22 protein-coding genes are annotated in these 24,036 nt (G+C 73.7%); 16 read left to right on the forward strand and 6 right to left on the reverse strand.

The genetic code is table 11. The features are described 5' to 3' along the window. Positions 1-34 precede the first annotated feature (34 nt). Positions 35-1,027, reverse strand: a complete 993-nt coding sequence (locus ACFZB9_RS29615) for an AraC family transcriptional regulator (protein ID WP_391452214.1) — start codon at positions 1,025-1,027, stop codon at positions 35-37. Positions 1,028-1,168: 141 nt separating this feature from the next. On the opposite strand from ACFZB9_RS29615, the gene ACFZB9_RS29620 reads away from it, so the two are divergent. Next, positions 1,169-2,092, forward strand: a complete 924-nt coding sequence (locus tag ACFZB9_RS29620; protein ID WP_391452216.1) for an MBL fold metallo-hydrolase — start codon at positions 1,169-1,171, stop codon at positions 2,090-2,092. On the opposite strand, the gene ACFZB9_RS29625 is transcribed toward ACFZB9_RS29620, so the two are convergent. Next, positions 2,079-3,128 carry a helix-turn-helix transcriptional regulator gene (locus tag ACFZB9_RS29625; RefSeq protein ID WP_391452218.1) on the reverse strand — a complete coding sequence of 350 codons (1,050 nt, stop codon included), beginning with the start codon at positions 3,126-3,128 and terminating at the stop codon, positions 2,079-2,081. The genes ACFZB9_RS29620 and ACFZB9_RS29625 overlap by 14 nt on opposite strands. A gap of 95 nt (positions 3,129-3,223) precedes the next feature. Between ACFZB9_RS29625 and ACFZB9_RS29630 the strand changes: the two genes are divergently transcribed. From ACFZB9_RS29630 to pstA, 8 genes are all read left to right on the forward strand, one after another. Further along, positions 3,224-3,685, forward strand: a complete 462-nt coding sequence (locus ACFZB9_RS29630; protein WP_391452220.1) for a DUF3224 domain-containing protein — start codon at positions 3,224-3,226, stop codon at positions 3,683-3,685. 336 nt (positions 3,686-4,021) lie between these two features. Continuing rightward, a complete protein-coding gene (locus ACFZB9_RS29635; RefSeq protein ID WP_391452222.1) occupies positions 4,022-4,438 on the forward strand; it encodes a YegP family protein in 417 nt (138 codons plus the stop codon). Next, positions 4,431-4,841 (forward strand): hypothetical protein, encoded by a 411-nt coding sequence (locus tag ACFZB9_RS29640; protein WP_391452224.1) that lies wholly within the window; start codon positions 4,431-4,433, stop codon positions 4,839-4,841. Before ACFZB9_RS29635 ends, ACFZB9_RS29640 begins: the two co-directional genes overlap by 8 nt. Positions 4,842-5,146: 305 nt before the next feature. Further along, on the forward strand, positions 5,147-6,205 hold the full coding sequence (locus ACFZB9_RS29645; RefSeq protein ID WP_391452226.1) for a substrate-binding domain-containing protein: 1,059 nt from the start codon (positions 5,147-5,149) through the stop codon (positions 6,203-6,205). A 127-nt stretch (positions 6,206-6,332) separates the two neighbouring features. Beyond that, the gene (locus ACFZB9_RS29650; RefSeq protein ID WP_391452227.1) at positions 6,333-6,944 is read left to right on the forward strand and encodes a hypothetical protein; all 612 of its coding nucleotides are present in this window, start codon (positions 6,333-6,335) and stop codon (positions 6,942-6,944) included. Between the two features lie 199 nt (positions 6,945-7,143). Beyond that, a complete protein-coding gene (locus ACFZB9_RS29655) occupies positions 7,144-9,864 on the forward strand; it encodes a hypothetical protein (protein WP_391452229.1) in 2,721 nt (906 codons plus the stop codon). Between the two features lie 117 nt (positions 9,865-9,981). After that, the gene (gene pstC / locus ACFZB9_RS29660; RefSeq protein ID WP_391452231.1) at positions 9,982-11,007 is read left to right on the forward strand and encodes a phosphate ABC transporter permease subunit PstC; all 1,026 of its coding nucleotides are present in this window, start codon (positions 9,982-9,984) and stop codon (positions 11,005-11,007) included. Positions 11,008-11,072: 65 nt separating this feature from the next. Beyond that, positions 11,073-12,242, forward strand: coding sequence for a phosphate ABC transporter permease PstA (gene pstA / locus ACFZB9_RS29665; RefSeq protein ID WP_391452233.1), 1,170 nt, complete (start codon positions 11,073-11,075; stop codon positions 12,240-12,242). On the opposite strand, the gene ACFZB9_RS29670 is transcribed toward pstA, so the two are convergent. Then, positions 12,200-12,388 (reverse strand): pentapeptide repeat-containing protein, encoded by a 189-nt coding sequence (locus ACFZB9_RS29670; RefSeq protein ID WP_391452235.1) that lies wholly within the window; start codon positions 12,386-12,388, stop codon positions 12,200-12,202. The two genes, pstA and ACFZB9_RS29670, sit on opposite strands and share 43 nt — an antisense overlap. On the opposite strand from ACFZB9_RS29670, the gene ACFZB9_RS29675 reads away from it, so the two are divergent. From ACFZB9_RS29675 to ACFZB9_RS29685, 3 genes are read left to right on the forward strand one after another with little or no spacing between them, the layout of a single operon-like run. Beyond that, positions 12,368-14,338: a substrate-binding domain-containing protein gene (locus tag ACFZB9_RS29675; protein ID WP_391452237.1), complete on the forward strand. Its 1,971-nt coding sequence runs from the start codon at positions 12,368-12,370 to the stop codon at positions 14,336-14,338. The genes ACFZB9_RS29670 and ACFZB9_RS29675 overlap by 21 nt on opposite strands. Then, on the forward strand, positions 14,335-15,291 hold the full coding sequence (locus tag ACFZB9_RS29680) for a sortase (protein ID WP_391452239.1): 957 nt from the start codon (positions 14,335-14,337) through the stop codon (positions 15,289-15,291). Before ACFZB9_RS29675 ends, ACFZB9_RS29680 begins: the two co-directional genes overlap by 4 nt. A 55-nt stretch (positions 15,292-15,346) precedes the next feature. Beyond that, positions 15,347-16,168: a phosphate ABC transporter ATP-binding protein gene (locus ACFZB9_RS29685; protein ID WP_391452241.1), complete on the forward strand. Its 822-nt coding sequence runs from the start codon at positions 15,347-15,349 to the stop codon at positions 16,166-16,168. A gap of 34 nt (positions 16,169-16,202) precedes the next feature. Here the strand turns inward: ACFZB9_RS29685 and ACFZB9_RS29690 are convergent, their stop codons facing one another. Further along, positions 16,203-17,060 carry an HAD family hydrolase gene (locus ACFZB9_RS29690; protein ID WP_391452243.1) on the reverse strand — a complete coding sequence of 286 codons (858 nt, stop codon included), beginning with the start codon at positions 17,058-17,060 and terminating at the stop codon, positions 16,203-16,205. Between the two features lie 320 nt (positions 17,061-17,380). Between ACFZB9_RS29690 and ACFZB9_RS29695 the strand changes: the two genes are divergently transcribed. The 4 genes from ACFZB9_RS29695 to ACFZB9_RS29710 all read left to right on the forward strand — a co-directional run bounded on the left by ACFZB9_RS29695 (position 17,381) and on the right by ACFZB9_RS29710 (position 21,565). Then, on the forward strand, positions 17,381-18,019 hold the full coding sequence (locus ACFZB9_RS29695; protein ID WP_391452245.1) for a helix-turn-helix domain-containing protein: 639 nt from the start codon (positions 17,381-17,383) through the stop codon (positions 18,017-18,019). 195 nt (positions 18,020-18,214) lie between these two features. After that, positions 18,215-18,844, forward strand: coding sequence for a hypothetical protein (locus ACFZB9_RS29700; RefSeq protein WP_391452246.1), 630 nt, complete (start codon positions 18,215-18,217; stop codon positions 18,842-18,844). Positions 18,845-18,917: 73 nt separating this feature from the next. Further along, positions 18,918-20,252 (forward strand): MAB_1171c family putative transporter, encoded by a 1,335-nt coding sequence (locus tag ACFZB9_RS29705; RefSeq protein ID WP_391452248.1) that lies wholly within the window; start codon positions 18,918-18,920, stop codon positions 20,250-20,252. A gap of 122 nt (positions 20,253-20,374) precedes the next feature. Then, positions 20,375-21,565: a serine hydrolase domain-containing protein gene (locus ACFZB9_RS29710; RefSeq protein WP_391452249.1), complete on the forward strand. Its 1,191-nt coding sequence runs from the start codon at positions 20,375-20,377 to the stop codon at positions 21,563-21,565. 68 nt (positions 21,566-21,633) lie between these two features. On the opposite strand, the gene ACFZB9_RS29715 is transcribed toward ACFZB9_RS29710, so the two are convergent. Continuing rightward, positions 21,634-21,819: a hypothetical protein gene (locus ACFZB9_RS29715; RefSeq protein WP_391452251.1), complete on the reverse strand. Its 186-nt coding sequence runs from the start codon at positions 21,817-21,819 to the stop codon at positions 21,634-21,636. Between the two features lie 136 nt (positions 21,820-21,955). After that, the gene (locus ACFZB9_RS29720; protein WP_391452253.1) at positions 21,956-24,022 is read right to left on the reverse strand and encodes a phosphocholine-specific phospholipase C; all 2,067 of its coding nucleotides are present in this window, start codon (positions 24,020-24,022) and stop codon (positions 21,956-21,958) included. Positions 24,023-24,036 lie beyond the last annotated feature (14 nt).

Consider the following 24,036-nt stretch of genomic DNA (forward strand, 5'->3'; position numbering starts at 1 on the left):
GGACCGACGAGCGGCGGACCGACGGGCGGCGGACCTACGACTCGGCCTGTGCCCGGGCCCGGTAGCGGCCCGGGGTGGTGCCGAAGGTCCGGGTGAAGGCGTGCGAGAGGGCATAGGGGGAGCCGTAGCCGACCTGGCGGGCGATGGTCTCGATCGGCGCCCGGGTGTCGCGCAGCAGGGCGGCCGCCCTGGTCATCCGCCACCAGCCCAGGTAGGCCATCGGCGGCCGGCCCACCAGGGCGGTGAACCGGCGGGCCAGGGTGGCTCGGGAGACCCCGGCGCTGGCCGCGAGCTGCTCATTGCTCCAGGGGCGGTCGGGGGCCTCGTGCAGGGCGTGCAGGGCCGCGGCCACCACCGGGTCGGCCAGCGCGGCGGGCCAGCCGGGGAGCGGTTTCCCCGTGCCGTCCGCCGGATCCGGGGCCGCCTCCCGCTGGTCGGCCAGGTGGGCCCGGACCAGGTAGGCCAGCAGTAGGTCCAGCAGCGCCGGTACGGTGACCCCGGCGCCGGGTGCGCCGGTGCCCACCTCGCGGGCCAACAGCTCGATGGCGGCGCGGAGTTCGGGATGCCGGCCGGGCCGGTCGGGCAGCCGGACCACCGAGGGCAGTTCGGCCAGCAGCGGATGCGGATTGCTGTGGTCCAGGCGGTACTTGCCGCACAGCAGCTCGACCGCCCCCGGCGCGTCGGAGGCCGGCGGGTTGGGGGCCGGTGCGTCGGGAGCCGTCAGCGCCGGCGGGTCGGCGAGCAAATCGTCGAACAGGACGGCCCGTTCCAGCGCGTGGCGCCCGGCCGGCGCATCGGCCAGCACATGGCCGGTGCCGTGCGGCAGCAGGACGGTGTCGCCCGGGCCGAGGACCACCGGCGCGCTGCCGTCGTCCGGCAGCAGCCAGCAGCTGCCGCGCAGCACGGTGTGGAACCCGGCGCCCTCGTACCCCGCCAGCCGGCCGCACCAGGTGCCGCCCAGGGTGACCCGCCGGGCGATGGGCCGGCCGACCCGGACGGCCGAGATCGCGTCGCTGAGCACATCCATGCGGGCCAGGGTAGCCACTGCGGGGTGGTCGTGGTGAGTCGATCGCGTATCCAGATGAGCTGATTGAGCATTGAGACGCTCACCCGATGATCTCTAGGCTGGTCCCGCAGGCGACGGGGACAAGCGAGGAGCGACGAGATCATGCAGCAGAGCACGCAGCGGATCACCCTGGGCGAGGTCGGGATGAGCCGGGTGATCGAGCGTCAGGCCGGCTTCGGCGCGCCCGGCGATCTGCTGCCCACCGGTCCGCGCGAGCTCTGGCAGGAGAACCGGGACTGGCTGGCCCCCGACTTCTGGCGGCCGGAGCAGGACGTCTGGGTGGGCGCCGTGCAGACCTGGGTGCTGCGCAGCGAGGGTCGCACGATCCTGGTCGACACCGGGGTGGGCAACGGTCGCCACCGCCCCTCCGCGCCGCACTTCGAGAACTGGGACACCGACTTCCTGGACCGGCTCGCGCTCGCCGGGGTGCGGCCCGAGGAGGTCGACGTGGTGGTCAACACCCACCTGCACACCGACCACGTCGGCTGGAACACCGTTGAGCAGGACGGACGTTGGGTGCCCGCCTTCCCCAACGCCCGCTACCTCTTCCCGGCTGCCGATTTCGCCCACCTCGACCCGGCCCGGCAGCACGAGCGGCCGGCGCCGCACGGCGAGCGCGAGCGGCTGCGCCGGGCGAACGAGGCACAGCTCTTCGCCGACAGCATCGCCCCGGTGTACGAGGCCGGGCTCGCGGAGCTCTGGACGGACGGCTACCGGATCGACGGGAACCTGACCCTGGAGCCGGCCCCCGGCCACACCCCGGGCTCCTCGGTGCTGCGGCTGGCCTCCGGCGGCGACCGCGCGGTCTTCGTCGGCGACCTGGTGCACAGCCCGGTGCAGATCCTGGCGCCCGAGCACAGCAGCGGGTTCTGCCTGGAGCCCGAGCAGTCGGCGGTCACCCGGCGGCAGGTGCTCAGCCGCGCCGCCGACCAGCGGGAGCTGGTGATCCCGGCGCACTTCGGCGGCTCGGGGATCTGCGAAGTGCAGCGCGAGGGCAGCGGTTTCGGGATCGCTAGCTGGCGGTGAGCGAGTCCTGGGGCAGGTAGCGGGCGGCGAGCGCGGCCACCTCCGCGGCCAGCGCCGCCCGCAGCTCCGGCGGGCCCACCACCTCGGCCTCCGAGCCGAAGTGGAGCAGGTCGCCGACCGCGATGGCCGGCGACTCCACCGGGAGGGTGAGCCGGATCCAGCCGTCCGGCCCGGGCGCCGCGGCCTGTGCCAGCGCCCGCGCGCCGACGGCACCGAAGCGGGCCGGCAGCAACTGGGCCGCGCGCGGGGAGAGTCGCAGCTCGGCCGTCCCCTGGTGGAGCATGGCGGTCAGCCGGTCGGCGGCGGCCGTCCAGTACGCGGCCAGCTCGAAGCCCGCCGGGCGCTCGAAGCCCCGGCCGGTCGGCTCCACGGCCAGGAAGCGCGACACCCGGTAGGTGCGCGGGCCGCGCCGCTCGCCACCGTCCGCCGCCTCCGCTCCCTCCGCCTGGTCCGCTCCCTCCGCCCCGTCCGGCTCCGCGAGCGCGACCAGGTACCAGATCCCGCCCTTGAGCACGAGCCCCAGCGCCCGCAGCTCGCGCCGCACCTCCCCGCCCCAGCGCCGGTAGTGGCAGCGCACCACCTGCTGCTCCCAGACCGCCTGGGCGAGATCCCCCAGCCACGGCACCTGCTCGGCGTCCCGGAACCAGCCCGGGGCATCCAGGTGGAACCGGTCCTGGATCCGCCGGGCCCGCGCCGCCGCCGGCTCCGGCAGGGCCGCCTGGAGCTTGAGCTGGGCGGCGGTGAGCGCGGCCCCGAGCCCCAGGTCACGGGCGGGTCCGGGGGCGCCGGCCAGGAAGAGCGAGCCGGCCTCGGCGTCGGTCAGCCCGGTCAGCCGGGTGCGGTAGCCCTCCAGCAGGCGGTAGCCGCCGGCCGGGCCGCGCTCGGTGATCACCGGGACGCCGGCCGCGCCGAGAGCCTCGACGTCGCGGTAGACGGTCCGGACCGACACCTCCAGCTCGGCGGCCAGTGTCGCGGCGGTCAGCCGGCCGCGGTTCTGCAGCAGGAGCAACAGGGCGAGAAGGCGGTCGGCGCGCATCCGGCCATCCTGCCGGAACCTGGCGGGCATACCTGACAGAAGGTGGCAGGTATGCCCGCCAGGGTGGTGCGGGCAACCCCACCGAGAGGACCGTCATGACCGACAGCACCACCACCACCACTCCCACCACTTCCACCACTCCCACCACGATCACGATCACCACCGGCCGTTTCACCTCCGCCGACTGGCAGGAGCACCCCAGCGGCGCCGCCGACGCGAGCCCGCGGCTGGCCCGGGCGCGGGTCACCAACGAGTTCACCGGCGGCATCGAGGCGGCCGCCACCGTCTGCGAGTACACCCTCTGCTACGCCACCGAGAAGACCGGCGCCTTCAACGGCCTCGAACTGCTGACGGGCCGGCTCGACGGCCGCACCGGCGCTTTCGTGGTCGAGCAGCGCGGCACCTTTCATGAGGACGGCAGCGTGCGCTGCGCCTTCGAGGTGGTGCCGGATTCGGGTACCGGCGCGCTGGCCGGGCTGCGGGGGAGCGGCTCCTTCGTCACCGTGCCCGGGGAGTCGGCGGTCTCCTACACTTTCGAGTACCACGGCCTCGGCTGACGATCCACCGCACACGGGCTCAGTTCGCCTGACCCATAGGGAAGTTGTCCCACTCCCGGCAGTTCCCGTGCGGCTCCCGCACGGTCCTGGGCGCGGCGAAGATTAACGGGGGAGAACTTCCCGGCCAATAGAGCTGCCGAACAGGCATCCGCTCTATCCGTGTCCAGTTCCGCACACATACGGTTGCGCCGATCGGGTGCCGAGCACGGGATCTCTACGTGACGCCCACGTGTCCTCGCCATCGCGCGGGGCCGCGGGGCGCCAGGGACGGGGCGGGTGGGCCGGGTGGGCCAAGCTGGTGGCGGGCGGTCCGGGTCGGACGCGGTCCGGGGCGGATTGCAGATCGAGCGTGCGGCGAACGGCCGTTACCAGTGGCAGCTGAAGGCGCCGAACGGCCGGATCGTGGCCGTCTCCGCCATGGTGCACGAGTCGCCGCAGGAGGCGGACCGGGCCTTTGCCGCGTTACGGGGGGACGCGGCGGAGCTGACCGCCCGGATCACCCATGTCCGCGACGGGATCGGCTGGATCTGGGTGGTCCCGGGCCCGCGCGGGGTGCCGGAGGCGCGCTCCAGCCGGGCCTACGAGCGCTACGCGACCTGCCAGAACGCGTTCCGCCGGTTCACCGCGCTGCTGGAACGCCAGGTGCCGGGCCACCCGCCGGGCCCGCCGGCCGTGGCGCGGGAGCGCTCCCCCCACGCCGGCGCCGACCAGCCCGGACCGCTGAGACCGCCGAGATCCGGCGGCGATGCCTGAACGCCCCGCCGGACGCGGCCCGCGCCTGCTCGCCGTGCAGGGCGCGGGCCGACTCGTCGGCTGGACCCTCGCCGCGGGCAACGGACGGCAGCTTGCCAGATCCGCCCGCCTCTACCGCTCCGAGTCCGAACTCGCGGCCGCGCTGCGCGAGTTGCTGATCGAGCGGGCCTCGCTGCGGTACGCCTTCGTGCAGGACCGCTCGCGCGCCTGGTGCTGGTCGGCCTACCTCCCGCCGCGTACCACCCGCCCCGGCCCGGTCGCCGAGGAGCCGATCGCCCGCAGCGCCCGCGGCTATCTGCGGCGTGACCAGTGCCGTCAGGGCGTGGAGAGCTTCCGGGCCGGACTGAACGCGCTGGAACGCGAGTTGCGCACCGTGGGCAGCGAGGGCCGGTGGCCCTGGTGACCGCCAGGTTGCCAGTTGCGACCCGAATCGCCACCGCGAGAAGAACGTCGGACCGTCTCGGCCCGCACCGCCCCCGGGTGACCGTCTCCGGGTCACGCTCGGGGCCTGCGGTTAAACCACCAAGTCGACAAAACCCAGAAGTTTACCGGCACTTGAGCGGCACAGGACGACGCTTCCGGCGCCGCTGCCGACTGGACAGGATCGGTCCCGCCGAGAGGGGCCAATGCGACAGCGGCCCCTGGCAACCGGGTCCGACCCCGGACCCGGACACGTCATGCCTGCCTCTCCCACCGGAGGAAAGCACCATGCGTCACACTGCCGCCAAGCTCTTCGCCGCCGCCGCGATCGCCACCTCCCTGGCCACCGTCGCCGCCGGCCAGGCCAGCGCCGACCCGACCGTCACCCCGGCCGCCCAGGACATCGTGGGCGTGGGCTCGGACACCATCCAGGCCGTGCTTGGCCAGTTCTCGACCGACTACAACGCCTCGCTGACCGCCGCCGGTGACACCACCTCGCCGCGCCTGTACAGCTACGACGCCACGCCGGCCGGCAACATCACCACCAAGACCGGTGCCACCAGCATCGCCCGCCCGAACGGCTCCGGCGCCGGCATCACCGCGCTGAACAACAACACCAGCGCCACGGTGAACTTCGCCCGTTCCTCCCGCGCCCCGCAGTCGACCGACCCGAGCACCGACGACTTCGTGGCCTTCGCCCGTGACGCCGTCTCCTGGGCGGGCAAGACCGGCGGCAACGCGCCGGCCAACCTGAGCACGGCCGACCTGAACGGCATCTACACCTGCTCCATCACCAACTGGAACCAGATCACCGACGTCTCCGGCTACACCGGCCCGAACGCCGCGATCGACGCCTACATCCCGCAGGTCAACTCCGGCACCCGGGCGTTCTTCCTGCAGGCCATCGGCGGCGGCACCGCGGTCACCCCCGGCTCCTGCGTGAAGGCCTACACCCCGGAGGAGAACGAGGGCACCGACGCGGTGTTCAACGACGTCAACGCCGTCTTCCCGTACTCCGCCGCGCACTACATCGGCCAGACCGTGGGCGGCCACACCACCACCACCGACGCCCCCGGCTACCTGTCCCTGCGCAGCGTGGACGGCACCAACCCGATCGCCAGCAACGCGCTGAACCCGGCCTTCACGGCCACCAACTACGGCCGCACCGTCTACAACGTGCTGCGTGACTCGGAGCTCAACGGCACCGGCACCCTCTCCACCGCGCTGCAGAACATCTTCGGCGGCACCGGCTGGATCTGCTCCAGCTCGACCGCCGCGGCCGACATCGCCAGCTACGGCTTCCAGGCCCTGCCGCTGTTCGCCTGCGGCGCCGTGACCCACTCCTGATCCATCCGCTCGACTGATCCATCCGCTCGACCGGTAGTCGTACCGCGCCACACCCGGCGGCCAGGGGAACCTCCCCTGGCCGCCGGTCCGCTCCCGGCCCAACGCCCGTGCACGAAGGAGATCACCGATGCGCCGCACCAGTGTCAGAATCGCCGCCGCCGCCGTCCTCACCGCCGCCCTGGCCGTCACCGGTCTGAGCGGCAGCGCGCTGGCCGCCGACGAGGCCGCCGCGGCCCCGGCCGTCAGCGCCCCGTCGGGCAGCCTGGCGGTCCAGGAGGACAACACCTTCCTGCAGAACGCCGCCTCGAACGGCATCATCGCCATCGCGCTGCCGAACGCGACCCCCGGCTTCAGCACCACCACCGGTTTCTCCGCCACCTTCCCGGTGACCGGCGGCGCGGCGAACTTCAACGGGTTCTACGGCACCGTCCAGCTCGGCGGCGGGCTGCTGCTGGTGAACGTCACCAACGGCCACACCGTCATCTTCAACAACCTGACCTTCAACGCGGGCCAGTGGGCGGTCACCGGCGTGCCGCTGGGCCAGACCACCCCGGTCAAGCTGCTCGACCCGGCCCGCCCGGTCATCACGGCCGCGGGCGGCACCCAGACCCTGACCTCCAGCGACCTGGAGATCGACGCCCAGGGCGCGAGCTACGCGGACAGCAACCTCGGCACCACCTTCTTCACCGCCCGCCAGCACGCGGGCACCGGCGTGCTCACCTTCACCGCGGGCAGCTGACTGCCGCGAACCCCTGCCATCGGGGCCCGGTTGGGGCCTCGTACACCTGACGGGCCATCAAGCGTCATATGCCCATGGGCGAATGGACTCACGGGAATCCGTGGGTCCATTCGCATGCCAGTACCCATCGCATGCCAGTACCCATCGCAGGCCCCGTACTCGTCGCACGCCCGCACCGTGCACTGCCGGAGGTTCCCTCATGAGAGTCCGAGACCGAAGCCCGAGAGGGCTCGGGTGGTGGGCCAGAGCCTGGCTGTCCACCACCGTCGCCTGGGCGGTCCTCGCCCTGCTCGCGGTGCTGCCGCTGAGCCTGGGCACCGTCCAGTCGGCTCAGGCGGACTCGGGCCCGGTGACCGTGCAGGGCCCGGCGCTCTGGCAGCCGGCCAAGGGGACCTACGGGCCGAACGGCAGCGTGACCGTGGCCACGGCCGGCAATCTGACCGACCAGGTCGTCCACGTGTCCTGGAAGGGGTTCACCCCCAGCGTCTACACCGCCAACGGCGCGCCGGCCACCACCGTCCAGCCGCGCAGCAGCACGGTGCGCTACGCGGTGCGCGTCTACGAGTGCCGCGGGACCGACCCGCAGGTGACGGACTGCTACGGCTCGACCCTCTACGGCAGCCCGACGCAGGGCTTCCAGCAGCCCGGACGCCCGGCCGGCACGACCACGCCCGACCTGCCCACGAACATGGTGATGGGGGTGACCGGGGCGGACGGCACGGGGGCGGCGGACATCGAGACCTGGACCTCGCAGCAGAGCCCCTCGCTCGGCTGCGACGCCGGCCACCCCTGCTCGATCGTGGTGGAGCCCAACTACGGCGGTGACAGCCGTGGTTTCACCGCCTACCTGGGCCACGACAAGACCGGCGCGCTCCACTGCGACGTGCACACCTACGACACGGTGAGCGGCCTCGACCTGGCCACCGACTCGGAACTGTTCAGCCAGAACTACGTGAACAAGAACGCCTCGGGCGAGGGGTGCGCCTGGAACGAGCGGACCGTCGTGCCGCTCTCCTTCGCGCCGACCGCCGACAGCTGCAAGGCCGCGAGCGCGGACTTCGCCACCGCCGGCCTGCCGATGGCCGAGCGCGCGATCCAGCAGTGGCGGGCGGGTGCCTGCCTGGCCGCGTCACCGATCTACGCGGGCTACACCTCCCAGGGCGAGCCGCAGGCGCGGCAGACCTTCCTCGGTGGTGGCGGCGCCGAAGTGGCGCTGACCTCCCGCCCCGACACCGCCGCGGCGCCCCGGCCCTACGTCTACGTGCCGCTCGCCAACTCCGCCCTCTCGGTGGTCTTCGAGGTGGACGACCCGTCCACCGGCCGGCAGATCAGACAACTACGGCTGAACGCACGGTTGTTGGCCAAGGAGCTGACCCAGTCCTACTCGCAGTCCCCGGCCGGCTTCGCGCCGGCCTCGGTGACCGGCAACCCGCGCTGCATCTTCGAGGACCCGGAGTTCCTGGCGCTCAACCCGGCGAGCTCGATCGCCCCGCTCCAGTGGCCCGCCTGTGACACCAGCAACCCGCAGAGCCTGCCGATCGTGGTCGGCAACTCGACCGACATGGTCTACCAGCTCACCAGCTGGATCGCCGCCGACCCCGACGCGGCCGCCTTCCTGCAGGGCTCGCCCGACCCGTGGGGCATGCACGTCGACCCCTACTACCAGCGTTCCGCCTTCTCCGGTTACCCGGTCGACACGCTGATCCCGCAGGACAGTACCGGCTACGTCACCCCGCCGCCGGCCAGTGCGGACAACCACATGAAGCAGTACGAGTGGTCGCCGGTGCTCAGCGGGCTCACGGACACCGTGCGGCACCTCCTGTCGGACCAGCCGACCTGTCTGCTGGTCCTCAAGGACGGCACCGGCTCGAACCCGCACTGCCCGGCCCCGTTCGTCGGCCAGCGCCAGCTGATCGGCATCATCGACAGCGCCGACGCCGAGTCCTACAGCCTCCCCGAGGCCCAACTGCTCAACCCGAAGGGCTCCTTCGTGGCGCCCTCGATCGGTTCCCTGCAGGCGGCCGTCAACGACATGCCGGTGGACCCGAAGACCTACACCCAGCAACTGCCGTACGGCGTCCCGGGAACGGGCTACGCGGGCGACGCGAACGCCTACCCGCTGACCATGGTGCAGTACGCGATGGCCCCGACCTCCGGCCTGAGCACCGCCAAGGCGACCGCGGTCTCGCAGTTCCTCCAGCAGGTCACGGACCTCGGCGGCGGCCAGCTCTACGGCAGCGCGCCGGGTCGGCTCGGCCCCGGCTACGCGGATCTGACACCCGCTCAGGAGGGCTTCGCGCAGGACGCCGTCCAGCACGTCGCCGCCCAGGACAGCACCCTGCCCGGCACGCAGACGAAGCCGACCCCGCCGCCGACCACCCCGCCCGCCACCACCCCGGCGACCCCGCCCGCGAGCACCCAGCCGACCAGCACCCCGGTGTCCACCGGCGACCGGCCGACCGCGCCGGTTGCGGGCACCCAGCCGGACACCTCCGGCGGCTCGGGCTCCTCGGGAGGCCTCGCCGTCCCGCCCGCCGAGCCCGTCTCGGGCCAGGGCCTGACGGGCCCGGGCACCGGCCCGCAGGGCCTGGGCTCCGGCGGCGGTTCGGGCACCGGCGGTGACAGCGGCTCCGGCGCGACCCCGCCGGCCGGGACCAGCGGTCCCACCGGCTCCCCGTCGCCCGCGGCCTCGCCCGGCCCGAGCACCACCTCGCCCGCCACCGCCCCGGTGGCGGTGATCGGCACCCCGGCGCCCGACCGGGCCGGGGTGGCCCGGGTGCTGCTGCCCGTGGTGCTGATCACCGGCGCGGTGCTGCTGGTCGGCGGCCCGGCCGCGCTGGTCCTCGGCGGGACGCCGGCCGGCGCCCGGGTGGTCGCCAGGCTGCGGGGCGGTACCGGCCGCGGTGGCCCGTCGGCCTGAGCCCGTGCGGCCGGTCGGCCCCCGCGTCACGGGGGCCGGCCGACCGGCCCCAAGACCGACCCTCCCCGGCTGGCCGGGGGCCGCCCATCCCTTCGGAGTCGGAGAGACAGACCCGCCATGACCACCGCACCGCCCTTCCCGCCACCGCCGGCCACCCCGCCCCCGGCCGCCTCCCCCGAGTCCGACCGCCCGCGCGTGATCACCGCGCCCGCCACCCGCGGCGACCTGGTCTTCCGGATCGTGCTGCGGCTGGCCGGCTACTCGGTCTTCGCGATCATGGGGCTGATCGCCGCCTTCCTGCTGATCCGCGGCAGCGACGCGTTCCGGGCCACCGGCTGGTCCTTCCTGACCACCCAGAAGTGGAGCCCGGCCGCGCACGTCTTCGGCATCGCGGCCGTGCTGCCGGACGGTGTGCTGATCGCCGTGGTCGCGCTGGTCTTCGCGGTGCCCGTCTCGCTGACGGCGGCGCTGTTCATCGCCGAGTACGCGCCGGTGCGGCTGCGCCGCCCGCTGACCACCATGGTCGACCTGATGGCGGCCGTGCCCAGCATCATCTACGGCCTGTGGGGGTTCTTCTTCCTCCAGCCGCGGATCCTGGGCATGGTCCGCTGGATGGCGCTGCACCTGGGCGGCGTGCTGCCCTTCCTCAAGGTGCGCACCGGCGACATCGGCACCTCCTACACCTCCTCGACCTTCATCGCGGGCCTGGTGGTGGCGCTGATGATCATTCCGATCATCACCTCGCTCAGCCGTGAGGTCTTCTCGCAGGCCCCGCAGGGCGAGCGGGAGGGCGCCTACGCGCTGGGCAGCACCCGCTGGGGCATGGTCCGCTCGGTGGTGCTGCCGTTCGGCCGCGGCGGGGTGATCGGCGCGGTGATGCTGGGCTTCGGGCGGGCGATGGGGGAGACCATCGCGGTCGCCCTGATCATCTCCCCGGCGTTCAAGATCACCGGCCACGTCCTGGAGGCGGGTGCCAACTCGATCTCGGCGCTGATCGCGCTGCGCTTCAGCGAGTCCGACGGGATCTCGCTCTCCGCGCTGATGGCGGCCGGCCTGGTGCTCTTCGCGCTCACCCTGGTGGTCAACGTGCTGGCGGGCATCGTGGTCTCCCGCTCGCGCTCCGGCGCCTCGACGGCGGACTGACCGCGGTGACCCATCCAGCGGCGACGGACCACACCGAACCGCGCACCGAGAAAGGCTCGCCACCCGTGACCACCGTCCAGCTCACCGGGACCTCCGCGCCCGACCCCGCGCCGGCCACCGCGCCGGTCGCGGCACCTGCGACGCCCGAACGCCGCCGCAAGCTCGGCGGGGTCACCCGCGCCGAGGTCGGCACCCTGTTCGCCGCCCTGGCCGGCTCGCTCGCACTCGACTGGCTGCTCTACGAGCGGCTGCTGCCGTTCAGCGGGGCGCAGGGCTTCCTGATCCTCTGGTACCTGCTCTTCCTGGGCTTCAGCTACGCGCTCGGCGTGCTGCAGTGGCCCCGGCTGATGGTCCGCGAGCGGCTGGTCACCCTGGTCGCCTGGAGCTCCGGGCTGCTGCTGGCCTTCCTGATCGTCGAGCAGCTCGGCTTCCTCACCCTGCGCGGCCTGCCCGCGGTCGAACACGGCAACTTCCTCACCCAGACCATGAACCGCACCTCGGCGACCTCCACGATCAACTCGGGCGGCGCGCTGCACGCGGTGGTCGGCACGCTCGAACAGCTGGGCCTGGCCACGCTCTTCGCGGTGCCGCTGGGGATCGCGGCGGCCGTCTTCATGTCCGAGGTCGGCGGGCGCACCGCGCGTCCGGTGCGCACCCTGGTGGAGGCGATGACCGCGCTGCCGTCCATCGTCGCGGGCCTGTTCGTGCTCGGCGTGGTGATCCTCACCTTCGGCCTGGAGCCCAGCGGATTCGCGGCCTCGCTGGCGCTCACCGTGATGATGATGCCGATCGTCACCCGGGCCGCCGAGGTGGTGATCCGGCTGGTCCCCGGCACCCTGCGGGAGGCCTCCTACGCGCTCGGCGGCAGCCAGTGGCGCACGGTGTGGAACGTGGTGCTGCCCACCGCCCGGCCGGGCCTGGCCACCGCGGTCATCCTCGGCATGGCGCGCGGGGTCGGCGAGACCTCGCCGGTGCTGCTCACCTCGGGCGTCACCGCCGGATTCAACGGCAACCCGTTCGCCGGCCACCAGATGAGCCTGCCGCTCTTCATCTGGACCTACGTCCGCCAGCCCTACCCGACCATGGTGGCGCGCGGCTTCGCCGCCGGACTCACCCTGATGGTCGTGGTGCTGGTCCTCTTCGTCACCGCCCGGCTGATCGGCGGCCGGCGCCCGGGCGACCTGAGCCGCCGTCAGCGCCGCCGGATCGCCCGCCAGGCGGCGACCGCCCGATGAACAGACGCCCCCTGAAAAGACGCCCCCTGAAAAGACGCCCCCTGAAAAGACGCCCCCTGAAAAGACGCCCAGCGAACAGACGCGGCGTCAGAACAGCCGCTGCCTTCCGTACCGGAGGAACCGCCATGCCGTGGGCCACCGCTCACCGCCCCGCCCGCGCGCCGGGCGCCCGTCGAGGGGCCGGCCGGACGCCGGCCCTGCTGCTCTCCTTCTTGCTGACCGTCCTCGCGCTGCTGCTCGGCCAGAGCGGTACCGCCTTCGCGAGCACCACGCTGAACGCCGACGGTTCGAGCTGGGCGGGGCCGGCCATCGAGAAGTGGCGCACCGACGTCGCCAACCAGGGCATCAACCTCAACTTCAACCCGAACGGCTCGGCGGCGGGCCGCCAGCAGTGGGAGAACGGCCAGGACGACTTCACCGCCTCCGACGTCCCGTTCCGCACCGCCAGCGACAACGGCGCCTCGCAGGACCAGCACGGGGCCGGCGTCGGCAACGCGGAGAACCCGACCTACGGCTACTCCTATGTGCCGATCACCGCCGGCGGCACCGCCTTCATGTACAACCTGTCGATCGGCGGCAAGCAGATCACCGACCTGCGGCTGTCCCCGGACAACATCGTGGACATCTTCACCGGGAAGATCACCTGGTGGGACGACCCGAAGATCAAGGCGTCCTACCCCAAGACGCTGCCGCACATCCAGGTCACCCCGGTGATCCGCTCCGACGGCTCCGGTGCCACCGCGCAGTTCTCCCGCTGGATGGAGCACACCCACCAGGCGCAGTGGGACCAGTACTGCCAGGGCGTGAACCAGGTCGGCTGCGGCGACTACACCGAGTTCTTCCCGCCCTCCGGCCGCATGATCGCGCAGAACGGCTCGGACCAGGTGGCCCACTACATCGAGCAGCCCGCCGACACCGGCGCGATCGGCTACGACGAGTACGCCTTCGCGCTGACCAGCGGCTGGCCGGTGGTCAAGGTGCTCAACCCGGCCGGGTACTACACGCTGCCCACCGCCTCCAACGTGGCGGTCGCGCTGACCGCCGCCAAGATCCGCGGCGTCGACGACAACACCCCGTCGACCGACCCGAACTTCCTGCAGCAGGACCTGGACGGTGTCTACAGCAACCCCGACAAGCGCTCGTACCCGATCTCCAGCTACAGCTACGTGATCGTGCCGCGGGCCGGGGCCGCCCAGCCGCCACCGCCGCGCTTCAACGACGCCAAGGGCGCCGCGCTGAGCCAGTACCTGGACTACGTGCTCTGCGGCGGCCAGGCGACCGGCAGCAGCGGCATCGACTCGATCGGCTACTCCCCGATCCCGCGCGGGCTGGTGCGCGGCGGGCTGCTCCAGGTCACCCACATCCCCGGGTACAGCGGCAACGTCGATCCCAACACGCTGAGCAACTGCCCCAACCCGACCTTCGACTCCTCGGGCCAGCTGACCATTCTGACCAACGCCCCGATGCCGAGCGAGTGCGACCACCAGGGCGCCCCGCTCGGCTGTGACCCGAACAACCCCACGGGGACGCCGACCGGTTCGGGTACCGGCGGTTCGGGCAGCTCGGGCGGATCCGGTGGTTCGGGCGGCTCCGGCGGCGGCAACGGCGGTGCGGGTGGCGCGGGCGGTGGCGGCGCCGGCGGCGGTACGGCTGGCGCCGGCGGTACGAGCGGCGGTGCGGCCGGCCGCGGCAACGGTGCGACCGGGAAGCCCGGTTCGGGCACCGGCGGCGCCAAGGGCGGTACCGGCGGTACCGGCGGGACCGGGGGATCCGGCACCGGCGGGACCGGCGGCGGCTCCGGCGGTGCGGGCGGCGCCGGCGGTACGAGCGGCGGTGCGGCCGGCACCGGCGCCGGCGGTGGCTCCGGCGGCGGGACCACCATCGACCCGCAGACGGGCGAGGTGGTGCCGGACGGTGGCAGCGGTGGTGCGAGCGATGTGGCGGCGAGCGTGGTCAACGTCGGTGGCCGGCCGCAGAACTGGGCGCTGACCACCATCACCGCCGTCGAACTGCTCGCCGTGGTGGCCGTCCCGCCGTTCCTCGGCGGCTGGCTGCGCCGGCGCCGCTCGGCCGGCTCCACCGGGGGCCCGCGATGAGCCCGGCCGGCGCGCCGTCCGCCGGGCCGGCCCTGGCCCCCGCGGCCGCGGCCATCGGCGCCACGGACGACACCGTGGTGCTGGAGCCGATCGTCCCGCCGGCCGGTGGCGCCCAGCCGCCGCCGGCCGCCGGGCCCTCGCCCGCGCGGCGCCGGCTGCTCCAGGCGGCCTGGGCGGGCACCCTGCTCGCCGCCCTGCTGCTCGGCTTCGCCGTCTACCTGGCCGCGCTCTCCCCGTTGCAGGAGATGCACTACCAGGCGGCGGCCTACCAGACCTTCCGCTACCAGCTCGCCCAGGCCACCGCCCCGGTCGGCACGGCGCCGGACGGCGCGCCGGTGGCGATCGTCGACATCCCGAAGATCGGGCTGCGGCACGCCGTGGTGGTGGAGGGCACCACCGGACGCGACCTGATGCGCGGCCCCGGCCACCGCCGGGACACCGCGCTGCCGGGCCAGGCGGGGGTGAGCGTGCTGTTCGGGCGCGGCGCCTCGTTCGGCTCGCCCTTCGGGCGGCTGTCCGAACTGCGGGCCGGGGACCAGATCTTCGTCTCCACCGGGCAGGGCCAGTTCACCTACACCGTCAATGCCTACGGCGACGGCGGGCACCCGGTGAGCGATGCCGCCCCCGACCGGATGGTGCTCACCACCAGCGACTCCGGCTGGATCCCGACCGGCACCGTGCAGGTCGGGGCCCGCCTCGACGGCGACCCGCAGCCCAACCCCAAGGGCCGCCCCGCGATGGCGGCCGCGGACCACGCGCTGGCCCAGGACACCGGGGCGCTGGCCGCCTTCCAGCTCTGGGGCGCCGCGCTGCTGGGGGCGGTGCTGCTGGCCACCCTGGCGGTGCGCTCCTGGCACCGGCGGGCGGCCTATCTGACCTTCGTACCGGTGCTCGCCGCGCTGCTCTGGGCCTGCTACGAAAACGCCGCCGCCCTGCTGCCCAACCTCTACTGATCCGCCGCCCTACTGATCTGCCGCGCCTGTGCAGTCATCCGAAAGGACCCCTCCGATGACCACCACCGTCCCCCGGGAGCCCCTGGCGGCGGAGCCGGCCCGGCTCCGCGGCCTGGAGAGCCGGGACATCTCCGCCTGGTTCGGCTCGCACAAGGTGCTGGAGCGGGTCTCGCTCACCATGGCGGCCGGCGAGGTCACCGCGCTGATCGGGCCCTCCGGCTGCGGCAAGTCCACCTTCCTGCGCATCCTCAACCGGATGCACGAGATGGTCCGCGGCGCCCAACTGGCCGGCGAGGTCCTGCTGGAGGGCGAGGACGTCTACGCGCACGGCCGCCGGCCCGCCGAGGTGCGCCGCCGGATCGGCATGGTCTTCCAGCGCCCCAACCCGTTCCCGGGGATGTCGATCGCCGACAACGTGGCCAGCGGGCTGAAGCTGGCCGGCATCAAGGTCGGCCGGGAGCACCGCGAGCACCTGATCGAGGAGAGCCTGCGCCGGGCCGGGCTGTGGCACGAGGTGAGCAGCCGGCTCGGCACCCCAGGTGGTGCGCTCTCCGGTGGTCAGCAGCAACGGCTGTGCATCGCCCGCTCGTTGGCGGTCGAGCCGGAGATCCTGCTGATGGACGAGCCGTGTTCGGCGCTGGACCCCACCTCCACCCGCCGGGTGGAGGAGACCATCGCCGAGCTGCGCGGGCGGCTGACCATCGTCATCGTCACCCACAACATGCAGCAGGCGCAGCGGGTTTCGCAGTCCTGCGCGTTCTTCCTGGCCACCCACGACACTCCGGGCCGGATCGTCGAGGCGGGCCCGACCGAGCAGCTGTTCACCGATCCGGTCGACCAGCGCACCGCCGACTACGTCAACGGCCGCTTCGGCTGACCGGACCGGCGGTGCCTCGGCAGGTGTCGATGTATCAGAAGGAGGCGGTGGCCCGGGTGATGAGGTCCTCGATCACCCGGGCCACGCCGTCGTCCTGGTTGCTCAGGGTGTGCTGGGCGACGGCGGCCAGCACCTCGGGGTGCGCGTTGGCCACCGCGTAGGAGGTGCCGGCCCAGGCGAGCATCTCCAGGTCGTTGGGCATGTCGCCGAAGGCGACCACCTCGCTGCGGTCGATCCCCCGCTCGGCGCACCAGCGGGCCAGCGTGCTGGCCTTGGTGACGCCGCCCGCGCTGATCTCCAGCAGCGTGATCGGGCTGGAGCGGGTGATCTCGGCCAGTTCGCCGATGGCCGCGCGGGCCTCGGCGAGGTAGCTGTCGGGGTCGAGCTCCGGGTGCTTGGCCAGGATCTTGTAGCAGCCCACCGCCGCGCCCGCGGAGCCGGTCGCGGTGGCCTCGGCCAGCAGGTCCTGTGCCGGGGCTACGGCGAAGGCCTCGTCGTCGCCCCACATCAGGGCCTCGTACTGCGGCTCGCGGGTCAGACCGGCCGCGGACTCGAAGGCGAAGGCCGTGCCGGGCACCCGCTCGCGCAGCCGGGCGACCACCGTGCGGGCGTCGGCGGCGGCGAGCGGGAAGGTCTCCAGCAGCCGCTCGCGCCGCACGTCGAAGACCGCCCCGCCGTTGGAGCAGATCGCCACCCCGTGGCCGCCGATGTGCTCGCCCAGCAGCCGCAGCCAGCGCGGCGGGCGGCCGGTGACGAAGACCACCTCGATCCCGGCCTCCTCGGCGGCCGTCAGCGCGGCGGCGGTCCGCGCGGAGACGGAGCCGCCCTTGCACAGCAGGGTGCCGTCGAGGTCGGTGGCGATCAGTCGGGGGCGTGCGGCTGCCTGGGTCACGCGTCCATCCTCGCAGGTGCCCTACGGGCTCCCGGGTACGGCGCCAAAAGGCTGACGGCGCGCGGTCAACCCCCGTGTGACCGCGCGCCGTCCCAGTGCCGTCTATTTTGTTGGACGGCATGCGCTGAACATACGCTGAACCCTCCCTGGGCTGTCAACCGTGATAACTGAGAGTCACTCTGACCAGGGAGTTTTCCGTTCGCTCGCCTGCGCCGTCCATTTCAGTGGATACTGGGGCCTTCAACACGAACAGCGTCAAGTGCCGGAGCGCAGGGGTGGGTCGCGGTGTGCCCCGCGGATCGGGGGATCAGGGAGTGGCGATGTCGATGCCCGAGCAGGCCGAGGACCGCCGGCGCACCATCGCGGCGAGACTCGACCACCTCTTCCAGGAGATCCATCCCGCCGGTCGTGGCCCCTTCAGCTACCACGAGGTGGCGCAGGCGATCCGCGACCAGGCCGGGCCCGACGGCCCGACCGTCTCGCACGGCACGCTCCAGCAGATCCGGACCGGCGCCAAGACCAACCCGACCGTGAAGACCCTGGAGGCCGTCGCGGCCTTCTTCGGGGTGCCGGTCGGCTACTTCCTGGACGACACGGTGGCCGAGCGGGTGGACGCCAGGGTGCGCGAGCTGAAGTCGGGGGCCGGCACCGGCGGCCGGGGCAGCGGTGCCGACCCGGCCGAAACGGCTGGTGGGAGCGCTGCCAGCGCCGCATCGAGCCCGGCCGCGCGCCCGGCGCCGGCCGCTTCGCCGACTCCTTCGCCGACCCAGGCACCCACTCCTGCCGACGAACTCGCCGACGTGCTCGCGGACAGTGACATCCGCGCGGTCGCCTTCCGGCTGGCCGGCCTGTCGCCGCGCGCCCTCAAGGGCCTGCGGGCGATCGTCGACCAGGTCCGGGCGGTGGAGGGCCTGCCCGAGGTGGGCCGCACCAAGCGCGGTCGCGGACGGGGCCACTGACCTGCGCTCTCGCCGTTCGCGCGGCCCTCGCCCCCGGTGAAGGAAGCGGGGCGCGGCCCGCACCGCACCTGCACAGCGGCACACGTGACCGTCGCTCCACGGAGCGTTTAAGCTACAGGCTCGATCGTCCGGGAGCGGCCGGCGGGCTGCGGCGGTCGAGCGGCGGCACGGCGACAGTGGAGAGGGCAGGCGGCCATGAGATGGCGCAGGCAGCCCCGGTCCGAGTTGTCCGATCTGGCGGACCGGCTGGTCGTGCCCACCCCCTTCGACCTCACCGAGTTCTGCGCGGGCATCGCGGCTGATCGCGGCCGCCCGCTGCACCTGGTGCCGGTGGAGAACGCCGCCGGCGCCGACCTGCCGTGCGGACTCTGGGTCAGCCTGGAGACCGCCGACCTGGTCTTCTACGAGGCGGGGGCGGCACCGATCCTGAAGACCCAGATCGTGCTGCACGAGATCTCGCACATGCTGCTCGACCATGTCTCCCCCGAGGCGGGCTCGCTGGCCGGCCTCGTCTCCGCCGAGTCGGCCGGTCCCGCGCCGTCACCCGAGACGGTGCGGGAGATCGCCACCGCGGCCGTCGCCGCGATCGAGGCCGAGGCGGCCGACCGGGCCGCGGACCTGGAGCTGGGCCTGGCCACCGACCGGCTGATGGCGCTGCTGGCCCGCGACGGCTACGGAAGCCGCCAGGAGGCCGACGCGGAGTCGCTCGCCACCCTGATCCTGGAGCGCGCCACCCGGGTCGGTGCCGAGGCCGTCTCGCCCTGCTCCACCGAGGTGCTGTCCCGACTCAACGACGCCCTCGGCCACCCGGCCCGCCGCACCTGACCGCCCGCCGCACCTGACCGCCCACCGCTGATCACCTCCGCTGTTCGCTTCCCTCCTGGATCCGGCCTCACTCATGACCTGCCCGCCGCTCGCCCTCCTCGGCCCGCTCGCGCTCCACGACCGGCTCGCGCTCCACGGCCCGCTCGCCGCCGGACCCGCCGCCGACACGCCGCTGCCGCTCACCCACGTGGTGGTCCTGGCCATGCTCTGGCTGGTGACCGTCTGGCGGCTGCCGGCGGCCGTGCGCAACCCGCGCCAGCGGATGCTCTGGACCGCCTTCGCCGGCGTGACGATCATGGTCACCCTGGGCCTGCCGGGCCTGACCGCCTGGGTCGACACGACCACCGGTCTGCCCAACGTCGTGGTCCCGATCAAGCATGTGATCGGCCTGGTCGCCTGCGCGGCGATGGTCGCCTTCGTCGCCGAGACCGCCCGGCCCGAGCTGGCCCCCCGGCTGCGCCGGCCGCAGCTGGTCGTGCTGCTCGCGGCCCAGGCCGGCCTGGTCGTCTGCTTCGCGCTGATCCGGCAGGGCGGCGAGGTCACCGACTTCTACCAGGCCTACCCGGGCTCGGTGCCGGCCGCGCTGTACGCGCTGATCGTGGCCGGCTACCTCGGCTCCGCGATGGGCGTGGCCAGCTGGCTCTTCGGCACCTACGCGCGCCGGGCCGGGGCCGGCTGGCTGCGCAGCGGGCTGCGGGTGCTGGCGGCGGGCACGGCGGCCGGGCTCGGCTACTCCGTGCTGCGGGTCTGCCAGGTGCTGCTGGAGCTCGACGCGCGGCCGATGTTCGTGCCCGCCTCGCTGCTGTACGGCATCGAGTGGCTGGCGATCGCGCTCGTCCTGCTCGGCAGTTCGATCCCGGCGGTCGGGGTCGCGCTCGCCACGCTGCGGGCCTGGCGCACGGTGCGCCGGCTGCGGCCGCTGTGGGCCTCGCTCACCGCGGCGGTGCCCGAGGTGGTGCTGACCGCCCCGCTCGGGCGCAGCCCGCGGGTGCTGCTGCACCGCCGGGTGATCGAGATCCGGGACGCCGCCCTGGTGCTGGCCGGCCACGCCGACGACGAGCTGCGCGCCCGGGCGGACCGGTCGGCCGCGGCGAGCGACGTGGCGGGTGACACGGCGGGTGACACGGCGGGTGACCTGGCGAGTGACGCGGCGAGTGACGCGGTGTCGGGCGAGGCGCTGGCCGAGGCGTTCTGGCTGCGGGCCACTTGCGCGCAGCGGCTGGCCGGGCGCCTCCCGGCCACCGGCGCCGCGCCGGACGTGCCCGAGCTGACGGCGGCGGCCGGCTTCGCGGACCTGGACTTCGAGACCGAGACCCGCCGCCTGCTGCGCCTCGCGGCCGCCTACCACTCCCCGGCCGCGGACGCCTTCACCCGCGCCGAGAGCCCGCAGCCCACCGCCGGGCCGTAGGACACGGCCCAGGCCCCAGGGGGGTCTGCCCCACCCGTCGCCCGGGGGCCCGCCCCATGGCCCCGCCCGTCGGCCGCTGCCAGCCTGGAGCCACCAGTAACGGCGTTGACGAGGTGTCGAGCATGCGCAGAACCCGGCCCGCGGTGACCGCGGCGATCACCACGGTGACCATCGGCCTGGCCACCACCCTGGCCGCCACGCTGTGCGCCGCCACCGGCGCGATGGCGGCGAGCCCGGCCCCGGCCGCACCCGAGGGCCTCCCGGCCGTGCTGAGCACCGCCGCCGACCGGGCGGTGGCCGACGGCTACCCCGGCGTGATCGCCTACGGCCGCCGGGGCGAGCAGGTCTCCACCGCCGCCGCGGGCGTCGCCGACAAGGCCACCGGGCGCCCGGCGCGGGCCACCGACCGGTTCCGGATCGCCAGCAACACCAAGTCCTTCGTCGCCACCGTGCTGCTCCAGCTGGTCGGCGAGCACCGGCTCGGCCTGGACGACCCGGTGCAGCGCCGGCTGCCCGGCGTGGTCCAGGGCGCGGGCAACGACGGCTCCGCCATCACCGTGCGTCAACTGCTCGACAACACCAGCGGGATCTACGACCCGACCACCGACCCCGCCTTCTTCGCGCCCTACCTGCAGCAGCACGACCGCGGCTACGTCTACGCACCGCGCCAGGTGGTCGCCGTCGCCGTCGCCCACCCGCCGCTCTTCGCGCCGGGCACGAAGTGGGACTACTCCAACACCAACTACCTGATCGCCGGGCTGGTCATCGAGGCGGTCACCGGCCACAGCGCCAGGCAGGAGATCACCTCGCGGATCCTGGTCCCGCTCGGCCTGACCCACACCGCACTGCCGCTCACCGACCCGCACATCCACGGCCCCCACCTGCACGGCTACGACCTGGCGGGCCAGGACATGACCACCTTCAGCCCCTCCTACGACTGGACCGCGGGCGCGATGATCTCCACGCTCGGCGACCTCGCCACCTTCGACCGGGCGCTGTTCGGCGGCCGCCTGCTGCCCCCGGCCGAGCAGCGCGAGCTGGAGACCCCCGCGAGCGCCCCGGGCGCGGACGGGTACGCGCTCGGCGTCACCGGCCGGCGCATCGACTGCGGCGGCGGCCGCCAGGTGGCCGTCTGGGAGACCGACGGCGGCGGCCCGGGCTTCACCAGCGTCTCGGTCACCGCGGCCGACGACTCCCGCCAGCTGGTCCTGGCCGGCAATGTCTTCGACCTCGGCCAGGACCTGCTGCACCAGCGCCCGGTCCCGGTCTCCAGCGCCCTCGGGGCGGCCCAGCAGGCGGTCTTCTGCACCTGAGCGGCCCGCCCCGGGCCCGGCGGGCCCGGGCCGCCGGGCCCGGGCCGCTCAGCCCGGGCCGGGGCCTGTCAGACCAGCCCCAGCCCGGGCTCCTCTTCGGGCCGGCCCCACCAGTCCCCGGAGCCCAGCGGCAGCCACCCCGCACCGTCGCAGTCCGCGCAGGTCTCGCCCACGTACGTGGTGCCGAGGGCGATGACGTGCCGCCCGTCGTGGCGGACCATCGCCCTGGCCCCCGTCCGGGCCCGTGTGCGCACCCCCTGACTACAGGTGGGGCACAGCATGCGGAACCGCTCGAACCCGTCCGTGGCCGGTTGCTCGCTCGCTTCGCTCATGCGCCCCAGTCTTCCTTGGTCCCGGCTCCGTTGGACACGCCCCGGGCCCGCCCGTCGCTCAGTCGGTGGCCATCGCCGGGTCGCTGGTGCTCGCCGCCCCGGTCTCCAGGTGGCCGGCCAGCCGGCGCAGGAAAGCGGAGTCCTGGTCGGCGGTGACCGTGAGGTCGTACCAGCCGTTGCTCTGCCCGGTGTGCGCCTGGTGCGTGGTGTGCGCGCCCGCCCGCAGCCGGTACTGCGCGGGCTGCTCCTTGCCGTAGCCGTCGGTGACGGTGAGCCGGACGGTGCCGGGCCCGTCGTTGGTCAGGGTCACCTCCAGCCGCCCGCTGCTGCCGTCCTGGCAGGCGGTCACCGTCACCCCCGGGCTGCCGGGGCGGCCGGTGAGCCGGCGCTGGAAGCCGTTGGGGCCGTGCACGGTGAAGTCGTAGCCGTCCGGCGGGTCCGCCGGCAGGCTCCAGTCGGCCGACAGCTCGCGCCCGGCCTCCACGGTGTAGCTCCACGGGCCGTCCGGCTGCGACTGGGAGGTCACCAGGAAGTGGGCACCGGCCCGGCCGCGGCTGGCGAAGTCGATCCGCAGCCGTCCGTCGGCGCCGATCCGCCCGTCGGCCTCCAGGGTGTACGGCAGCGCCCGCGCCGGTCGCAGCCCGCGCTCCTGGCGGGGCAGTTGCGGGTCGGCGGGCGGCACCGGCTTGTAGTCGGGGTGCCGGTTGTCGTCCGGCGGCAGGTAGCCGCTGGTGTCGGGCAGCCCGGGCACCCGGGCGTCCGGGCTGCGGAAGTCGAAGGCCGAGGTCAGGTCGCCGCAGACGGTGCGGCGCCAGGGCGAGATGTTCGGCTCGTGCACCCCGAACCGGCGCTCGATGAACTGGATGATCGAGGTGTGGTCGAAGGTCTGCGAGCAGACCGAACCGCCCTTGCTCCAGGGCGAGACGACGAGCATCGGCACCCGCTGCCCCAGGCCGTACGGTCCGGCGGTGCTGGGGTCGCCCGCGGCCGGGGTGAAGAGCTCCCCGGTGGTGTCGACGGTGGAGTGCCCCTGGGCCGGCGAGGCGGGCGGGAACGGCGGCACCACGTGGTCGAAGAAGCCGTCGTTCTCGTCGTAGGTGATGAGCAGCGCCGTGCGGCTCCACACGTCGGGGTCGGCGGTGAGCGCCTCCAGCACCTGGGAGACGTACCAGGCGCCGTAGTTGGCCGGCCAGTTCGGGTGCTCGGTGAACGCCTCGGGCGCCACGATCCAGGAGACCTGGGGCAGCCGGCCGCCCGTCACGTCCGCCCTGAGCCGGTCGAAGAGGCCCTCGCCGCCCTGGGCGTTGGTGCCTGTCCGGGCCTTGTCGTAGAGCGGCTCGCCGGGCTTGGCGTTGCGGTACTGGTTGAAGTAGAGCAACGAGTTGTCCCCGTAGTTGCCCCGGTAGGCATCCTCTATCCAGCCCCAACCACCGTTCGCGTCCAGCCCGTTGCCCACGTCCTGGTAGATCCGCCAGGAGACCCCGGCCTGCTCCAGGCGCTCGGGGTAGGTGGTCCACGAGTAGCCGGCCTCGGCGTTGGTGACCACCGGGCCGCCGCCGCGCCCGTCGTTGCCGACGTAGCCGCTCCACATGTAGTAGCGGTTGGGGTCGGTGGGGCCGATCAGCGAGCAGTGGTAGGCGTCGCAGATGGTGAACGCGTCGGCCAGCGCGTAGTGGAACGGGATGTCCTCGCGGGTGAGGTAGGCCATCGTGGTGGCGGTCTTGGCGGGCACCCACTGGTCGTACCGGCCCTGGTTGCGGGCCTGGTGGCTGCTGTTCCAGTCGTGCGCGAGGTCCTGCAGGAACTGCAGCCCGAGCCGGTCGGCGCTCGGCCGGAACGGCAGCACGTCCTTGGCGCCGTCCGACTGGTACCAGACCGGCTTGCCGCTCGGCAGCGTCACCGGGCGCGGGTCCCCGAAGCCCCGTACGCCGCGCAGCGTCCCGAAGTAGTGGTCGAAGGAACGGTTCTCCTGCATCAGGACGACGATGTGCTCGACGTCCTGCAGGCTGCCGGTACGGCGGTGCGCCGGGATCTCGGCGGCCCGCGCGATGCTGGTCGAAAGCGCGGACAACGCAGCCGTTCCACCGGCCATTTGGATGAACCGTCGACGATTGATAGCGCTCATGGCAGTCCTGTCCC

It is taken from the genome of Kitasatospora sp. NPDC008050, assembly GCF_042957465.1.
GTDB lineage: Bacteria > Actinomycetota > Actinomycetes > Streptomycetales > Streptomycetaceae > Kitasatospora.